The following is a 16015-nucleotide window of genomic DNA, read 5'->3' as shown; positions in this document are numbered from 1 at the left end:
CCTCGCCTTGCATGTATTAAGCCTGCCGCTAGCGTTCATCCTGAGCCAGGATCAAACTCTCCATTGTAAATTTTTGTTTGTGATCATCCCAAAGAATGTCACGGTATCTTCTTAAACGAACTATCTTGTTACTCTCTTCATCATGTCAAAGAACTGTGCTCCATCACTTCCGGAACTTGTGGCAGTGATCGTTTTCAGCGCCGTATTACCCGATTGGGAGTGCAAAAGTGGCAGCTTTTTTTTTACTACGCAAGCACGTAGGTAAAATAATTGTGAATTATTTTTGATTCTTTTGCTAATACACTGAAATTCAGCAGCATTTTAAGGAAAGTTTTTTCTAAGTTTTCGAGTAGGCGTTTTCAAACAGCCAGTACAAGTATCAAATTGAACTTTTCCGGGTACAAAATTCGATTGGATTATTCATTCACAACACCAGATATAAATAAAATGAGCTCCAAAATTTCCCATAGTACGGAATCTTGGAGCTCATTCTATATATAATGTACCGGAAATGTTATATTCTACCCAGTGCTTCGATATCGGCCACTGATTTTATCAACGGTTCTCCCAGTAATTGATAACCATTTTCTGTGATTAGGAAATTATCCTCGATCCTGGCTCCGCCGAAATCACGGAAGGCGGCCAGTTTATCATAGTTAATAAAGTCTTTCAGCTTGCCCTGTGCCTGCCACATATCCATGAGTTCAGGAATGAAGTATAAACCCGGCTCCACAGTAAGCACAAAGCCGGCTTCCAGCTCCCTGCCCAATCTGAGAGATTTCAAACCGAACTCCTTACTTTTTACCAAATCATCCGAATAACCTACGTACTGTTCGCCCAGATCTTCCATATCATGCACATCCAGTCCCATCATATGCCCGAGACCACATTGGAAAAACAAGGCATGTGCTCCCTGGCTTACCGCTTCCTGCGCATCTCCTTTCATTAAACCCAGTTGTTTCAAACCATCCACCAGCTGCTCGCAAGCCAGATGATGTACATCCAGAAAACGAATTCCCGGTTTCAGTGCATCAACCGCCGCTTCCTCGGCCTTCAATACAATTTCATAAACCTCCTTTTGAAGTGCTGTGAATTTTTGCTCGACCGGAAAAGTCCTTGTCAGGTCACCGGCATAATGCATGGCCGTTTCCGCCCCGCAATCACACAAGATGAGCTGCCCTTTTTTCAACTGATTCTGTGTCGGATGATTATGCAGTGTCTGACCATTGACCGTATAAATGACCGGGTACGCAATATTGCCCCCCGCACTCAAGGCCATCCCTTCCAAAATACCGGCAACGTACTTTTCTGTCCGCCCCTCCTTTGAATAACGGATCGCCGCCAGATGCATTTCATTGCTGACAAGAACAGCCTTATTAATTTCAGAAACTTCCTGAGCGGATTTGTAAGATCGCTGGGCCACCACCGCTTTGATCAACTTAACAGAAGCGCGCTCCTGCACCTCCGCATACGAAATCCCAAAGATCTCACTCAGTTTTATCACAGCCTGCGCACGATATGGCGGAAGATAATGCACCGTCTGTCCCTTGGCAAAAGATTTCTTCACCAACGTTTCCAGCGCACTTAGCGCATCTACCTGGTGAATCCCTGTCAATGCTGCGGTATCCGACACGGAGGGCTGTGTTCCCATCCAGACGATATCATCAATGGTCGGTTCGTTGCCCAGTAATATCTCCACATCTTCGTCAACATTAACAAGCGCCGCCAATCCGGGTTTGTCCAAACCAAAGAAATACAAAAACGTACTATCCTGCCGAAAATGGTAGGTATTATCCCGGTAATTCATCCCCACTTCCTCATTCCCTAATAAAAGAATGAGCCCGCTCCCAACCGTTTTCTTTAAAAGCTGCCTTCTTTCCTTATATATGTCAATACTAAACATGATCAATTTTCAATTTAAATGATTCAAACTATATTAATTATCGCGAACCTAATCTTCCAGCATCAGGTCCTTAATGTATTTTACCGGAGCACTTCCATAACTCAGGAATTTTTCGTGGAAAGATTTCAGGTCAAACTTGTTTCCCAGCTTATTTTGGTACGCTTTTCTAAGATCGATGATCTCCTTATATCCGGTATAATAACTTGTCAGCTGCACATTGCTAACACTTACCCGTTTCCACTTCCCTTCCGCCTCGGCCTGCTGCTGAAACGCTTCTTTTGTCAATAAATGCATCGCCTCCTCTTTACTCATGTTCCCGGCGTGCACACTATAATCCAGAATTGTATTACAAACTGCGCGCAAATGCCATTTATACCACATCAGCCACATTTCCGGCTGGTTATTTCCAAAGCCATTTTCGAGCATCATCTGTTCGGTGTAAACTGCCCAGCCCTCTACCATCGCCCCGTTGCCCAAAAGTGATTTAATCAAACTCGGCGACTGATTCGCATAAACCAGCTGCGTGTAATGTCCGGGAATCGCCTCATGGATATCCAGTATCTGCATGATGTAATGATTGTACTCCCTCAAATAGCTTTCGGCCTTTTCTTTCGGCCAGTTTTCGATGCTGCCTACATTATAATAGGTATTGCCGCCTTTGTCATACGGACCGGGCGCACTGATGGAGGCTCCGGCAACGCCTGCCATGTATGCGGGCTCCTTACGGACAATAAGTGGTTTGGTTGGATCCAATGCGATCAGTTTCTTTTCACTAATAAAGCTGATCAGCCCGGGAATAATATCTGCAATGGCTGTCTGGAAATCTTTTTGTTTGACGTGATTGGCCGAAAGGGTATCAATCATTTCGCCTATCAATGCCAGAGAATCCTTCGGCATGGGTTTATTTCCAAAATATTTGGGCCACAACTGCCGACTGATACCAGCCATTTTAGACTGAACCTCTTGCTTTCTAGCCACCGCCGAATCATAAATCTGGTCGGCCGTATAAGCGGATTGGATATCGTGTGCAAATTTTCTTGCATACAAATCCTTGCCCAACCGGAAACTCCGTGGCTTTTCGCTTTTCAATACTTTTAACCATTGCACATAATCCCTGATAGCCGTTACCGCCAGCTGTGATCGTTCAATAATCTGTTTCTTTTCCCCTGCATCCAGTGTTGACACTTTTACAGAATCCAGAAGATCCTTTTCAAAAACCGATAAGCCTCCCAAATTTTGATCCATCGCCAAAGCAAGAAGTTCTGGTACCGGATTAACAACCGTATTTTTTGCCGCCTTATAATAGGAAGGGACATTGGCCAATCGTCCGCGGATACTTCTTAACCGTTCGTTCAGCGGAGCATATTTTTCATTTAATATAAAAGCAAAAGTTCCGCTTACATTATAAATCGTGGGATCCCATTGATATGATCGCAAAGTGTCGGTACTCCAAAGCGATGCTTTGAGCAAATTCCGGATCATATAAAAATCGGTCCTGTTGGAAGCTGATAACCCTGCCGGATCGAAAGAAGACAGGGAATCCAGATGAATTTTTGCAAAAGCGACCGACGACTGCACCGATTTTTCATCCGGCACGACCAAAACACTGTCGTATTGGTGGTAACCCACACCAGTTGCCCAGTCGGGATATTGTTTCCATAGCGATTCGATGAAACCCGAGGAATAACTTTCAAAAGATTGATCGCTTCTGACAGTCTGTTCCTCGCCTGAATTTTTACATCCGGCCATAAAAACTGACATCAAACAGCCGCAAAACATGAGTTTCGTTATTTTAAACATACCGCCAGTACCTATAATGCTAGATTTATACATTTTATTCTCCTGCCTAAATTACTTCTATCCCTCAATAATACCACATCTCTCCTTCTGCTTTTCAACAGAAATAATTTTCATCTGTCCCATTTTTCAAAAAGTCAAAATTAGACTTTAACATCAGTATATCCTCTGCTGTATTTAATCAGTTATTAACCGATTTTAACCCGACAGGGTGTAAATCAAGGAAAAATTCCGCAATAAAGCGACGGATACGATCTGTCTTCCCACACTTTCGCAGCCCCTATTTTCTCTATTTATTGTAAAAATGAAAATACAGAAGTTATTTAGTAAATATTTAACCAGTACAGATATTGACTGCAAAAAGATATAAGTTCGAGGAAATTGCGCTGGAAATTGAAGAAAATATTATCAGCCTGCATTACAGAACCGGAGATAAACTACCTTCTGTCAGGACGTTGAAAGACCGATATAACACCAGTATCGCAACCATTCAGCGTGCGTATGAGCATCTGCTGATCAAAGACCTTGTCCGAAGCGAACCCAAATCCGGATATTATGTCAAATATCAGCCTGCCGCACACCCGATAAATTACGAAAAGAAGAAAATTCCCCTGGTGGTCCGGGATGCCTTTTTCACCGATCACTTATCCCGGATCACTTCCCTAAGAAGTACGAAAAGCGAGTTATCAGAGTTCAATGTTGCGCAACCGGGTGATTTTTTCATCCCGCAAAAGCTCATCCTCCGGACCATGCAACAAGTCATCAGGGAGAAAAGCGCCAGCTTGTTGCGATATTATCCAGCCAATGGATCGACAGCCTTGAAGGAACAAATTGTCCAACGAGCCGCCACCTATAAAACAATCATAAACCCTGAGGAATTGATTATTACGGACGGCGCATTGCAGGCTTTGTACATCGCACTGGCCTCGGTTTGTACACCAGGAGATCTTGTGGCTGTGGAAAGTCCCTGTGTATTTTCCGTATTGGAAATAATACGGGTCCAAAAATTACGCGTTGTTGAAATCCCCGTCGATATTCATCAGGGTTTTGATATCGACTTTCTAAAAAAAGCCTGTCAGAAAACCGATATTAAGGCGGTGATCGTTACGCCCAATTTTCATAACCCTACCGGCTGTTTATTAAGCGACGAGCAAAAGAAGTATCTGCTCGCTCTCATTCACGAAAAAGGAATCCCATTAATCGAAAACGACATTTATGGAGATCTGCACTATGCAGGACATCGGCCGGTCAATATCAAATCCCTTGACGAAAGCGGGTTGGTCCTTACCTGTTCCTCTTATTCAAAATCGCTGGCTCCGGGCATACGTCTTGGCTGGCTTTCGGCTGGTCAATTTTTCGAAAAAGCTGAACAGATCCGGTATGTACTCGGCAGCACTGTCAGTCCGATTTATCAGGAAACGATTGCAAGACTCATTTCATCTACGGGTTATGACCGGCATGTCAGACTTTTCAGGAATCAGCTTGCCAGGCAATGTTATCATACCCAAAATCTGATAACCCGTTTTTTCCCGGAAAGCACTGCCGTCAGTACCCCGACCGGAGGCAGCAATCTTTGGGTGCAAATGGACGAAAAACTTGACATGGAATTGTTTTACAAACATTGCGAACAAACGGGCATACGCTTCACGCCGGGTTACACATTTAGCTTCTCCAGAGCTTACAACCCATTTTTTCGGCTGGTATTCTCCGATAAATATTCCGTTTTGCGGGAAAAGGCGTTGGCGATTGCAGGTGAAACAGCTGTCAGGCTACTCGACGCATAACCGATCTGTACCGGTCAGTTGTTCATAAAGTGTATGCCCGTCGGGAATCCAGACCTGCTAATTTTGCCGGATGAATGAATTAAACGGTGACACATATCATGCTTAAAACTAAATTTATTGTAGCAAACGAAACGGGTATACTGCATTTACAAGATCTTGCGAGAACGACTATAAAGGAGCGATTTACCGGTCAAATCGATACAAATGAACTTGAAAACTACATTGAGTCAAGATACAATACCCAGACGATTATCTCCGAACTTAACGATTTTTCCAATCAATGCATCATCGTTTATTTCGATGATAAACCAGCAGGCTTCGCATACTTTTCAGACAAAGGACAGAAACCGGATTTTCTCACAGCGAAGAGAACTAAACACCTCGTGCAATTTGAGATACTGTCTGTTTTTAAAAATACCGGGGCAGCCGAGATGTTGCTGGAAAAATGTATAAATGTATCCAAAACTTGCGCCGCACTCTGGCTTGAAGAGCCGACCGACAGCCCTATTTCCGGGTTACTTAACGCCAATGGCTTCGTCATAGAAAAACCGGTAATTCCTGTGCATGGCTTGCCGGTTGAATCGGTTCTTTTCGTAAAATATTTTTGAATGATTATCGGTTCTTACAGTACCATCAATTGTTTTCTTACATCCACATTGGCACCTTTGATACGAACAATGTATTTACCGGATGACAGATTCCTGACCAGAATTTTCACCCGGCTTTTCATATCCTGTCTTTGCGTCACCATAACCCGGCCGTAAAGATCATAAACGATTATTTCAGCGTCATTGATATCATCTCGGGATTCAACGTAAACGTTGTCACGGGCGCCGGGATTTGGAAAAACAACAATGTCAGACTCCCCTTCCGTTATGAACTGAAGGTCATTTGAGTAAGGTGAATAACAGGTTAGCAAATTGCTTTCCAAAAGGTAAGTAACATTTGCTCTGGCAGCATAAAGACCCGTTTCTGTTGTCCGAACAGTATTTGTGGTAGAAGAAACAAGCAATTGCTGATCACGCTTCCAGTCATATTTCTCTTCCAAACCTGTCTGGTTGATCGTTGCTTCCGCCGTGAACGGCCCTACTTTTGCAATAACAGGCGTGGGAACCTGCGGACGATAAATAAGCGTTGATGCATCAGAATTATCTGACAAACAGCCGAAAACATTTTCACTTCTCACAAAATAGTTGCCGCCTTCTTTAACCGTTATTGAATTGTTGGTTGCCAACGCATCGTTCGAGCCTTGTTTGTACCAGTTGTACAAATCATTGCCTTCATTAATGGAAAAAGTAAATGATGAATCCGCGCAGGACTGCTGAGATCCTACCTCTCTGATTGTCGGCTTACTTGGCTTGATGGAGGAGCTGATGACCATCGTCTGGGTACGCAGCGTATTTCCGTTCGCGTCTTTCACTTTCCCTGTATACACACCCGGGTTTGTGACATTGATCGATTTCCCGTTTCTATATTCATTCCCGCCATTGACAGCCATCGACCACTCGTAATTAAGATAACCATCCGGCAAGGTCAAATTTACGGAGGTGTTATTGTCTGCACAGCTACTAATAATTTTAGGTTCCTGTGAAACTGAAACCGGATTGACCGTTGAAAAAAAGTTCACATTTAACGCATCGTTCCAGGCATTGGCCAGCGTGACCAGATTATCATTTCCGTAGAAGTGCGTTCCATCCACCCGCTGTACGGGCAGATTATCCGTATCTGGACCGGCAAAAGCGATACCAGGCAGCTCATTGATAACCGAATTCTGGGCATTAACAATATTAGGGTCCGGATGGTAATCCACGTAAGAAGTCCTGGCTACAATCCATGGAATTTGGCGGCCGATATCCGAATTAAGCTTCCCAATCAGTGATTTGAGGCTATTTTTGTATTCATCACTGCCCATGTTCAAAGGCGAATTATCGGTTTCGCCCTGCATCCACAACACGGCCCTTACACCATATTGTTTGGCGTAATGCTGCATGGAAAGTTTCAAATTCCCATATGGCATCTGAGATGGGAACAGCGGTTGGGGATTACTGTACACGCCCCATGTAGGAAGTCCCTGCGCACTCTCCCACCAGTTTCTTATCGAAGTTCCGTCCCAGGCCGTATTGACAAACATGATCGGGACATTCATTTTCTGCGCCAAAAGGTCACCCAAAATCCCCCAGCACCAACTTCCATGCCCCCGCATCCCCATGTTACCCTCGAAACTGTCGACGTGGTTGAAACTCGGTGCCGGCGGATCTCCCATCGAGTTTAGAATTTCGTTATTGTAACTTACATAATTAACTCTGTCGTCCTGTGCACCGGGCGGCGGAACCGTTGTAACCCTGGAATCAACCATGCCCTGTGCATTGGACTGTCCGGAAATAACAAACACTTCGCCGACTCCCAAACGGGATATGACATCGATATTGCCAATCATAATTCCTCCTTTAATGCCGCGTACTTCCACTTTATACCAGCCGCCGGAAATATTGATAACTCCGTTAAAAACACCGCCAGTGGGTTTGTTCTGTAAAGTTGTCCATCCGATCTCTTTTCCCTGTGATGCGACAATGGGCGTAGCACGCACCTCGATCTTATCGACAGGAATTGAATAACTCCCGCTGATCGTGACATCTGCCGAACCATTTGTCTCCCGCTGATAGACGGCCCGTTCCAGAGGAGCAGTCACATCGATTTGTGCGGAAACACTGAATGGGACCAGTGAGAACAGTAAATAGGCTCTGAAAAAAGCCGAAAGAGAAGATCTTTTGAAACGAACAAGTAAAGAATAGACAGTGTACTTCATGTAATATGAAAAATCAAATGTTATCCATTGCGTAACTTAAACGACACAAATTAGGCGAAAAGCGTTGTAGGGCACAATAAAAAACTATTAACCGGATAGAAATTTTTCTATCGATTTTCATAAATTATCAAGGCTTTATGGGCCGAATTATGGCACTCCAACTGGATAGAAATGATGATTCTGCAAGAAAGTCCCGCTAAAAAAACAGGACTTTCTTGCTTATCTTACCTCAATAATCAAATCTTTCCGACATACTCTTCACCTTCATTTTTACTTTTCATTTGGGCATCGATAACTGCTACCAATGCCATATAATAAATACTCCGGACTGAACTCCCCAATTGTAGCACATGTACGGGTTTTTTCAGACCTAATAAAATCGGGCCAATGGCATCTGCGTTCCCCACTTCCTTGAGCAGGTTATAGGCAATGTTACCCGCGGCGAGGTTTGGAAAAATCAGCGTGTTCACATCGTGGTTCACCAATTCACTGAACGGATAACTATCCTTTAGCATTTTAGGGTTGAAAGCCACGCTGGCCTGCATTTCTCCATCGACAATCAGCGATGGGTTTCTTTTTTTGATCAGTTTTCTTGCCTCCGACATCACCTTCGCTTCCGGGGAATCACTGCTGCCAAAGTTGGAATAGCTTAAAAGGGCAATCCGTGGTGTCAGATTGAAATTATTTACCTCACGTGCAACCAGGTCGGTTATGTCCGCAAGTTCCTCCGCTGTCGGATTAAAATTCACCGTGGTATCGGCAAGGAACAAAGGCCCTTTTTTCGTGATCAGCAGGTACATACCGGCAATTTTTTTAACACCGTCTTCCGTACCAATAATCTGAAGTGCCGGGCGAATCGTATCCGGATAATTCTTGGTAAGACCGGAAATCATGGCATCCGCATCGCCCGTTTCAACCATCATGCAACCAAAATAATTGAGGTCATACATGGCTTTCACGGCCTCATACTCATTGATACCTTTTCGCTGGCGTTTTGCAAAATATAATTGTGAATATTTTTTTCTGTTTTCCTCTTGTGTATCACTGCGCGGATCGATGATCGTCAAACCTTCCAGATCAATGCCATTGGCAGCTGCAACCGACCTGATTTTGACGGCATCCCCAAGCAAGATCGGATAAGCAACTTTTTCATCGAAAACAATCTGCGCTGCTTTCAATACTTTCCAGTTGTCTGCATCGGCAAATACCAGTCGTTTCGGGGCAAGGCGCGCCTTGTTACCAATCACCCGCAGCAATTGGTTATCAAGTCCAAGTCTGTGGTTCAATTCTTCCTTGTAGGCATTCCAATCCTGAATCCCCTTTTTAGCTACACCACTTTCCATGGCCGCCAGCGCTACTGCGGGGGCAACCGTGGACAATAATCTTGGATCCAGCGGTTTTGGAATAATATAATCTTTCCCGAAAGATATCGTCGTCTCGTTATAGGCGAGATTAACAATATCCGGCACCGCGCTTTTAGCAAGATCAGCGAGCGCCCTTACCGCCGCAAGTTTCATTTCCTCATTGATCTGCGTGGCACGGACGTCCAGCGCTCCCCTGAAAATGAACGGAAAACCGAGCACGTTATTTACCTGGTTCGGATAATCGCTGCGCCCCGTCGCCATAATCACATCGCTGCGCGCGGCCGTGGCGGCTTCGTATGAAATCTCCGGATCAGGATTGGCCATGGCAAAAACAATCGGATTGGCCGCCATGCTTTTGATCATGTCCGGGCTTACCACATTGCCTACGCTTAACCCCAGAAAAACGTCTGCGTCTTTCATGGCCGAAGCGAGTGTCATTTCGGGCGAGGCCGATACCGCGAATTGCCTTCTGTCATCGTCCAGATCGGTCCTTAAACGATGCAAAACGCCGTCCTTGTCAAAAAGCGTAAAGTTTTCAGCGCGCGCCCCAAGGGATTTATACAATAAAACACAGGACATCGCGGCAGCTCCAGCCCCGCTCACCACAAATTTTGCGGTTCCAATATTCTTCTTTTGCAATTCCAGTGCATTCAGCAAAGCGGCACTGCTGATGATCGCCGTACCATGCTGGTCGTCGTGCATCACCGGAATTTTCATTTTCTGCCTCAGCTGTTTTTCTATATAAAAACACTCGGGCGCTTTTATATCTTCCAGGTTTATCCCGCCAAAAGTAGGTTCGAGTGCCAGCACAATCTGAATAAACTTATCCGGATCCGTTTCATTGATTTCAATATCGAAAACATCGATATCAGAAAAAATCTTAAACAAAACGGCTTTTCCTTCCATCACCGGCTTGCTGGCATCCGGTCCGATATTACCAAGGCCCAGCACCGCTGTTCCGTTCGTAATTACGCCTACCAGGTTCCCTTTGGCCGTATATTTATAAACTTCCTCTACATCCCTGAAAATTTCCTTACAGGGTTCCGCCACGCCGGGCGAGTAAGCAAGAGATAAATCGCGCTGGGTTTTTGCATCTTTTGTAGGTATCACCTCAATTTTCCCAGGTCTACCGTTGGCATGGTAATCCAATGCCTGTTCTTTTCTCAATTGCTCCTTCATAAATTTTAATTTCGCTTCATTTTCTGATGAAAACCAGGTTTTCCCAACCTCCAATTCCTTTCAGAAATTTTCACGAATTGTTTAATTTGTTTGATGATCTAAAAGTATCACGCTTTGTGCAAAATACATCAGCGCATTTGCTTGTTTTACTAATAATTACATAAAATCAGTTAAGAACATTAAAATATCAGGGTAAGCTCCTGATCGCATCTGCCAGCATTTTAATATATTCTTCTCTGTTGATATCATAAGCCACCTCTGTATTCGGCGCTTTTTTGAGCACATTGTAAAAATCCACCACCGTAGCTCCACTGGTCAACTCTCCTTTCGTTTCAACGGCTACGTAACAGGATTTTGTTTTAAACATATCGGGATTAATCAGCCAGGCAATAGCACAAGGGTCATGCAAGGCGGCACCGCCTTCCAGCTCAATCCTGTTTTCCCTGTAAAACCGCGAATAAAATTCAAGGAAGTTGGCCGCGGCCTCACCGCTCTTGTTTCCAATGGCGCGGAATAAATCGATATCTTTTTGAAAAACAACCGCCTTATGCGTCACATCCAGCCCACACATGGTAACCGGGATACCGGCGGCGAATACGATTGCCGCCGCTTCCGGGTCTGCGTAAATATTGAATTCGGCCAGGGGCGTCATGTTGCCTCTGAAAATTCCGCCTCCCATGAGGGAAATACGTTCAATCCTATCCTTTAGATTGGGGAAAGCCAATAAAAACGCTGCAATATTTGTCAAGGGGCCCGTGGGCACAATCGTGATTTTACCTTCACTTTCCGATAATATCCTTGCAATGCCTTCCACCGCCGAAATTGTTTCGGGCTGGAAAGCAGGTACAACCCATTCTATCCCGTGTAGGCCACTTTCACCATGTACCGAATCATCGATCACAAGATTTCTAAAAATCGGTTTTTCACATCCACGGTAAACAGGCACATTTGCCCCGATCAGCGAAAGAATTTTTAAGGTATTGGCCAATGTTTTATCCTGCGTCTGATTTCCGGCCGACGTTGTCACGGCTTTGACATCAAACAATCCGCTTCCAAAAGCCAGCATCAGCATGAGCGCGTCGTCATGGCCAGGGTCACAGTCAATGATAACCGGTATTTTTTTCATCGTTATTTCATTTCATGTTGATAAGGTGCCGAACTCTGAGCACCCATTCTTGTTACCGATATCGCCGAAGCTTTACAGGCAAAATCACAGGCCTCAAGCCAATTCCAGCCTTGGGAAAGCGCCGTAACAATGGCTCCGTTGAACACGTCCCCGGCAGCGGTTGTATCCACTGCCTGCACTTCCACGGCCGGAATAATTTGTTCATACTGCCCGTTGGAAAGATAAATTCCTTTTTCCCCCAGTGTAATGATCACATGTTCAACCCCCTTTTTCCGAAAGAAAAGCGCGGCTTTTTTTAGTGATTCGGGGCTATCGGGTACAATCCCTGTTAAAATCTCCGTTTCCGTCTCATTCGGAGTAATCAGATAAAGCCCGTTCAACAGGTCATCGTCTACTGGCTTGGCCGGAGCCGGGTTCAAAACCAATTTAATTTGTAGCGATCTGCATTTTTCAACGATATACCGAACCGTTTCGAGCGGAATTTCAAGCTGAATCAGCACCAGTGACGCATCTTCGAAAATAACATCGGGCAGGTCTGCGGGTTTGAGATCCATATTCGCCCCGGAAGCCACAATGATCTGATTTTCACCTTTGTCGTTCACCGTGATGGTAGCAATGCCTGAGGGATAATCCGGTGTTTGGGAAACGTGGTCGATATCCAGTCCCTCCTTTTTGAAATCGACCATCGCCTGGTTTCCAAAAATATCCTGACCGACTTTCGCAACGAAGCGGACATCAGCCCCAAGCCTGGCTGCGGCAACAGCCTGATTTGCCCCCTTTCCTCCGGGATTCATCAGGAATGTCTGCCCCAAAACGGTTTCTCCGGGCAGGGGGAATACTTTGGTTTTAATTACCATATCGGTATTGGAGCTACCGATTACAACTATTTTTTGTGACATGAAGCTTCGTCTTTATTCCTGGTTTGTTTGTTGATCCTGCGCACGAATCCAATAGCGCGAAAAGCGAAGTTATCGATTAAGCTAAAATAATTTACCGGCAAAAATACTTTTAAGAAATTTTTAAGATTTAGAAGCTGGATTTTAAATAAAACAATCGTTTTCTCCTCTTAAAGCACTTCTGGTATACTTCCGTCACATGGATTTAAAGGAATTGTTTTTTAATTTCCCGCCCAATTGGCTGTTTTATCCATTTTTTCATACAATGCCCCTAATAAATTCAAAATTTGACTCTTTTTGCCGGGAAAATACGGGTTAAGCAAAATTATTAAAGAAATTGTTTGTCCTTTTTTCACAAATTCCTCAGCCCCATTATCTATAAATTATAAACATGTTAAAAATTACCTTTACGCTAATTTCTGCCTTCCTTATGCTCATGTGGTTTGGCCCGCAGCATAAAAATTCAGGGACAAAAAAACAATCAGCATCCTACACCCGTGTCGATTCATTACCCAACGCCAGCAGCTGGCCTGCTGAATTAAAAATCACCCATTTTGCAGGTCCTAATCTGACGCCAAGTCCCGCCTGCCTGGCCGTGGCGCCAAACGGAGACGTTTTCGTTGGTGTGGACATGATCGGTTCACTGGGAAAAGATCCCGGAAAGGGAAGGATTGTCAAGCTTGTCGACAGCGATAACGATGGCAAAGTTGACAAACATTCTGTTTTTGCGATGGCCGATAATCCACGGGGAATTATAGCCAAAGGCGATCAGGTTTTTGTACTGCACACAACATTTTCGCAGGAAACAAAAAAAGCAAGTGGCATGGATCTCGTTGTTTTTGAGGATAAAGACCGCGATGGCATAGCCGACGGACCATCAAAACCATTGATTCAGAACATAAGCTCTCCTAAATTCCTGCAAAGCCGTGGAACGGATCACGCCACAAATGGCATCCGGATGGGTATTGACGGATGGATATACATCGCTGTCGGTGATTTCGGCTTTCATGACGCAGTTGATCGCAGCGGTAAAAAAATGACCATGCTTGGCGGCGGCATTGTTCGGGTCAGACCGGACGGAACCGAGATGGAAGTTTATACGCATGGCATGAGAAATATTTATGATGTTGCCATTGATCCGTATATGAACATTTTCACACGTGGAAATACCAACGATGGCGGCGGATGGAATATCCGTTTCAGCAATCAGATACAGTCGGGAGAATACGGATATCCTGTTTTGTTCCAACATTTCACGGATGAGATTATTCCAGCCATGGTAGATCTTGGCGGTGGTTCAGGAACCGGTGCTTTATTTATGGACGATTCTTCATGGCCTGAAAAATATAACCGCGTGCCTATGATGGCGGATTGGGGCAGAAGCCAGCTTTTCATCCACCGCATCACACCCGACAACGCGACATTTAAGCAGAAAGACGAAGAATTCATTAAATTATCTCAGATCACAGATTTGGATATAGATGGCGCCGGTCGTTTGTATCTTTCGGCCTGGGCTGGTGCCGGTTATTCCGGAAACCCGTCCAAAGGATTTGTTGTCCGCGCCGTCCCTCAGAACTGGACTTACAAAGCTTATCCGGACATAAAAAAAGCATCGGTTAAACAATTGGTGACTTTGCTTAAATCCGGCAGTGCAGTTGCCCGTTTGGATGCCCAGCAGGAGTTATTGACACGCCCGGCCAAACAATCGGCCAAAGCGGTATGGAAAATTGCTGCCGACAAAAATTTACCATTGTACGCCAGGGTGGCGGGAATTTTCACGTATGCCCAGATCACGGGTGCCGATGGAGTAACCAATCTACTACAACTTGTTGCCGATAACGATACAAGAGAATTTGCATTGCGCGCATTGACAGACCGTAAAGGAAATCTTAAAAATGTACCTATTGAGCCATTCCTGAAAGGGCTTCAGGATGCTTCTCCTCGCGTACAAATTGCGGCGACAATTGGGCTTGGACGCCTTGGCCGTGTAGAATCTGCGCAGGCATTGTTACAGGTTAAAGTTCCTGCTTCATTTGTTCCACCTGCGAAAGGGGTGGAAGGTCCCCATGCGACGCCAAATTCAGCGATTGTTCCGCCTCACATTGCCGTTCGTTCGCTTGTATCTCTTCATGCTGTGGATGCTTGCGTGGCTGCGATCGGAACCGAAAATTCAACCATTGCACTTTGGGCACTGCGTTACATGCATGATCCGAAAGCAGTCAACGGACTGATCTCAGCATACCAACAAGTGAAAGATGAGGCTTCGAAAAAGCAGATTCTGACAACACTTTCCCGACTTTATAAAAAAGAGGCTGACTATGACGGCTCCTGGTGGTGGAGCACCCGGCCTGATTCTCACGGCCCCTATTACAAAGCGATTACCTGGGAATCGTCGCCTGCAATTAAAGCCATTTTAACGCAGGAATACAATAAGTCCGATGCTGCCGGAAAACAGTTTTTTGCCGACCTGAACAGCAGGCACCGCATGGAAATAGCAGAATTGGGCGACGGCGAAGTTGCAGCCGTAAAGGAAGAAGTGAAGGTTGATCTGGATAAGATCAGAAATAAAAAAGGACAAGTTGGCGAATCTTCAATTGAGGATGTGATGCTGGCAATGGCCAAGATCAACGGAGACCCTGCACTGGGAAAAACGTTATTTACCCGTCAGGGATGTGTTGCCTGCCATAGCGTGACTAAGGGCGAAACGATGAAGGGACCATTTATGGGGCAGATCGGATCGATCATGAACCGCGAACAAATTGCGGAATCCATTCTTAAACCCAATGCATCGATTTCACAAGGTTTTGCCTCGGTGGTAATCGACGCCAAAGGCGGTAAAACCTATATGGGATTCATCACACAGGAATCCGCTTCAAAAGTTGTTATGAGAGACATCACGGGGCAACTTTACACCATCAAAACATCGGATATCGTTTCCCGCAAAGAATTGGAAGATTCCATGATGCCATCTGGCCTCGCCAGTGCTTTGTCTTATGAGGAGTTCGCATCTTTGATCACTTTCCTTTCGCAGCAGAAAAAGTAAGATTCGATAGAAGTAAGTCAATAACAGAAAAAGCAGGTTCTTTCGAATCTGCTTTTTCTGTTTTAAATAAGGGCTTTACAGCAAAAAATGTAAGATTACCGGGTATTTAAAGAAATG

General features: G+C 44.9%; 9 protein-coding genes and 1 rRNA gene. 3 read left to right on the top strand and 7 right to left on the bottom strand.

Going from position 1 to position 16015, the window contains the following annotated elements:
* From RB622_RS13190 to RB622_RS13180, 3 genes are all read right to left on the bottom strand, one after another.
* Positions 1-67, bottom strand: a 16S ribosomal RNA gene (locus tag RB622_RS13190); the annotation flags it as partial.
* A 447-nt stretch (positions 68-514) separates the two neighbouring features.
* Complete coding sequence (locus RB622_RS13185) at positions 515-1903, bottom strand: aminopeptidase P family protein (protein ID WP_308047028.1); 1389 nt, start codon at positions 1901-1903, stop codon at positions 515-517.
* Between the two features lie 48 nt (positions 1904-1951).
* Positions 1952-3652, bottom strand: a complete 1701-nt coding sequence (locus tag RB622_RS13180) for a DUF885 domain-containing protein (RefSeq protein WP_308047027.1) — start codon at positions 3650-3652, stop codon at positions 1952-1954.
* Between the two features lie 398 nt (positions 3653-4050).
* On the opposite strand from RB622_RS13180, the gene RB622_RS13175 reads away from it, so the two are divergent.
* Together RB622_RS13175 and RB622_RS13170 are read left to right on the top strand one after the other, a co-directional pair.
* On the top strand, positions 4051-5484 hold the full coding sequence (locus tag RB622_RS13175) for a PLP-dependent aminotransferase family protein (RefSeq protein ID WP_308047026.1): 1434 nt from the start codon (positions 4051-4053) through the stop codon (positions 5482-5484).
* 98 nt (positions 5485-5582) lie between these two features.
* Positions 5583-6092 (top strand): GNAT family N-acetyltransferase, encoded by a 510-nt coding sequence (locus RB622_RS13170; protein WP_308047025.1) that lies wholly within the window; start codon positions 5583-5585, stop codon positions 6090-6092.
* A 14-nt stretch (positions 6093-6106) separates the two neighbouring features.
* Here the strand turns inward: RB622_RS13170 and RB622_RS13165 are convergent, their stop codons facing one another.
* The 4 genes from RB622_RS13165 to rbsK all read right to left on the bottom strand — a co-directional run bounded on the left by RB622_RS13165 (position 6107) and on the right by rbsK (position 12858).
* A complete protein-coding gene (locus RB622_RS13165) occupies positions 6107-8290 on the bottom strand; it encodes a sialate O-acetylesterase (protein WP_308047024.1) in 2184 nt (727 codons plus the stop codon).
* A 236-nt stretch (positions 8291-8526) separates the two neighbouring features.
* The gene (locus RB622_RS13160; protein WP_308047023.1) at positions 8527-10833 is read right to left on the bottom strand and encodes an NADP-dependent malic enzyme; all 2307 of its coding nucleotides are present in this window, start codon (positions 10831-10833) and stop codon (positions 8527-8529) included.
* A gap of 187 nt (positions 10834-11020) precedes the next feature.
* Positions 11021-11959, bottom strand: a complete 939-nt coding sequence (locus RB622_RS13155; protein ID WP_308047022.1) for a nucleoside hydrolase — start codon at positions 11957-11959, stop codon at positions 11021-11023.
* A gap of 2 nt (positions 11960-11961) precedes the next feature.
* Complete coding sequence (gene rbsK / locus RB622_RS13150; RefSeq protein ID WP_308047021.1) at positions 11962-12858, bottom strand: ribokinase; 897 nt, start codon at positions 12856-12858, stop codon at positions 11962-11964.
* A gap of 388 nt (positions 12859-13246) precedes the next feature.
* On the opposite strand from rbsK, the gene RB622_RS13145 reads away from it, so the two are divergent.
* Positions 13247-15898: a c-type cytochrome gene (locus RB622_RS13145; protein WP_308047020.1), complete on the top strand. Its 2652-nt coding sequence runs from the start codon at positions 13247-13249 to the stop codon at positions 15896-15898.
* Positions 15899-16015 lie beyond the last annotated feature (117 nt).

The sequence above is a fragment of the Dyadobacter sp. LHD-138 genome, assembly GCF_030929615.1.
Taxonomy (GTDB): domain Bacteria; phylum Bacteroidota; class Bacteroidia; order Cytophagales; family Spirosomataceae; genus Dyadobacter.
This window is presented reverse-complemented; position numbering and strand designations above follow the sequence as displayed.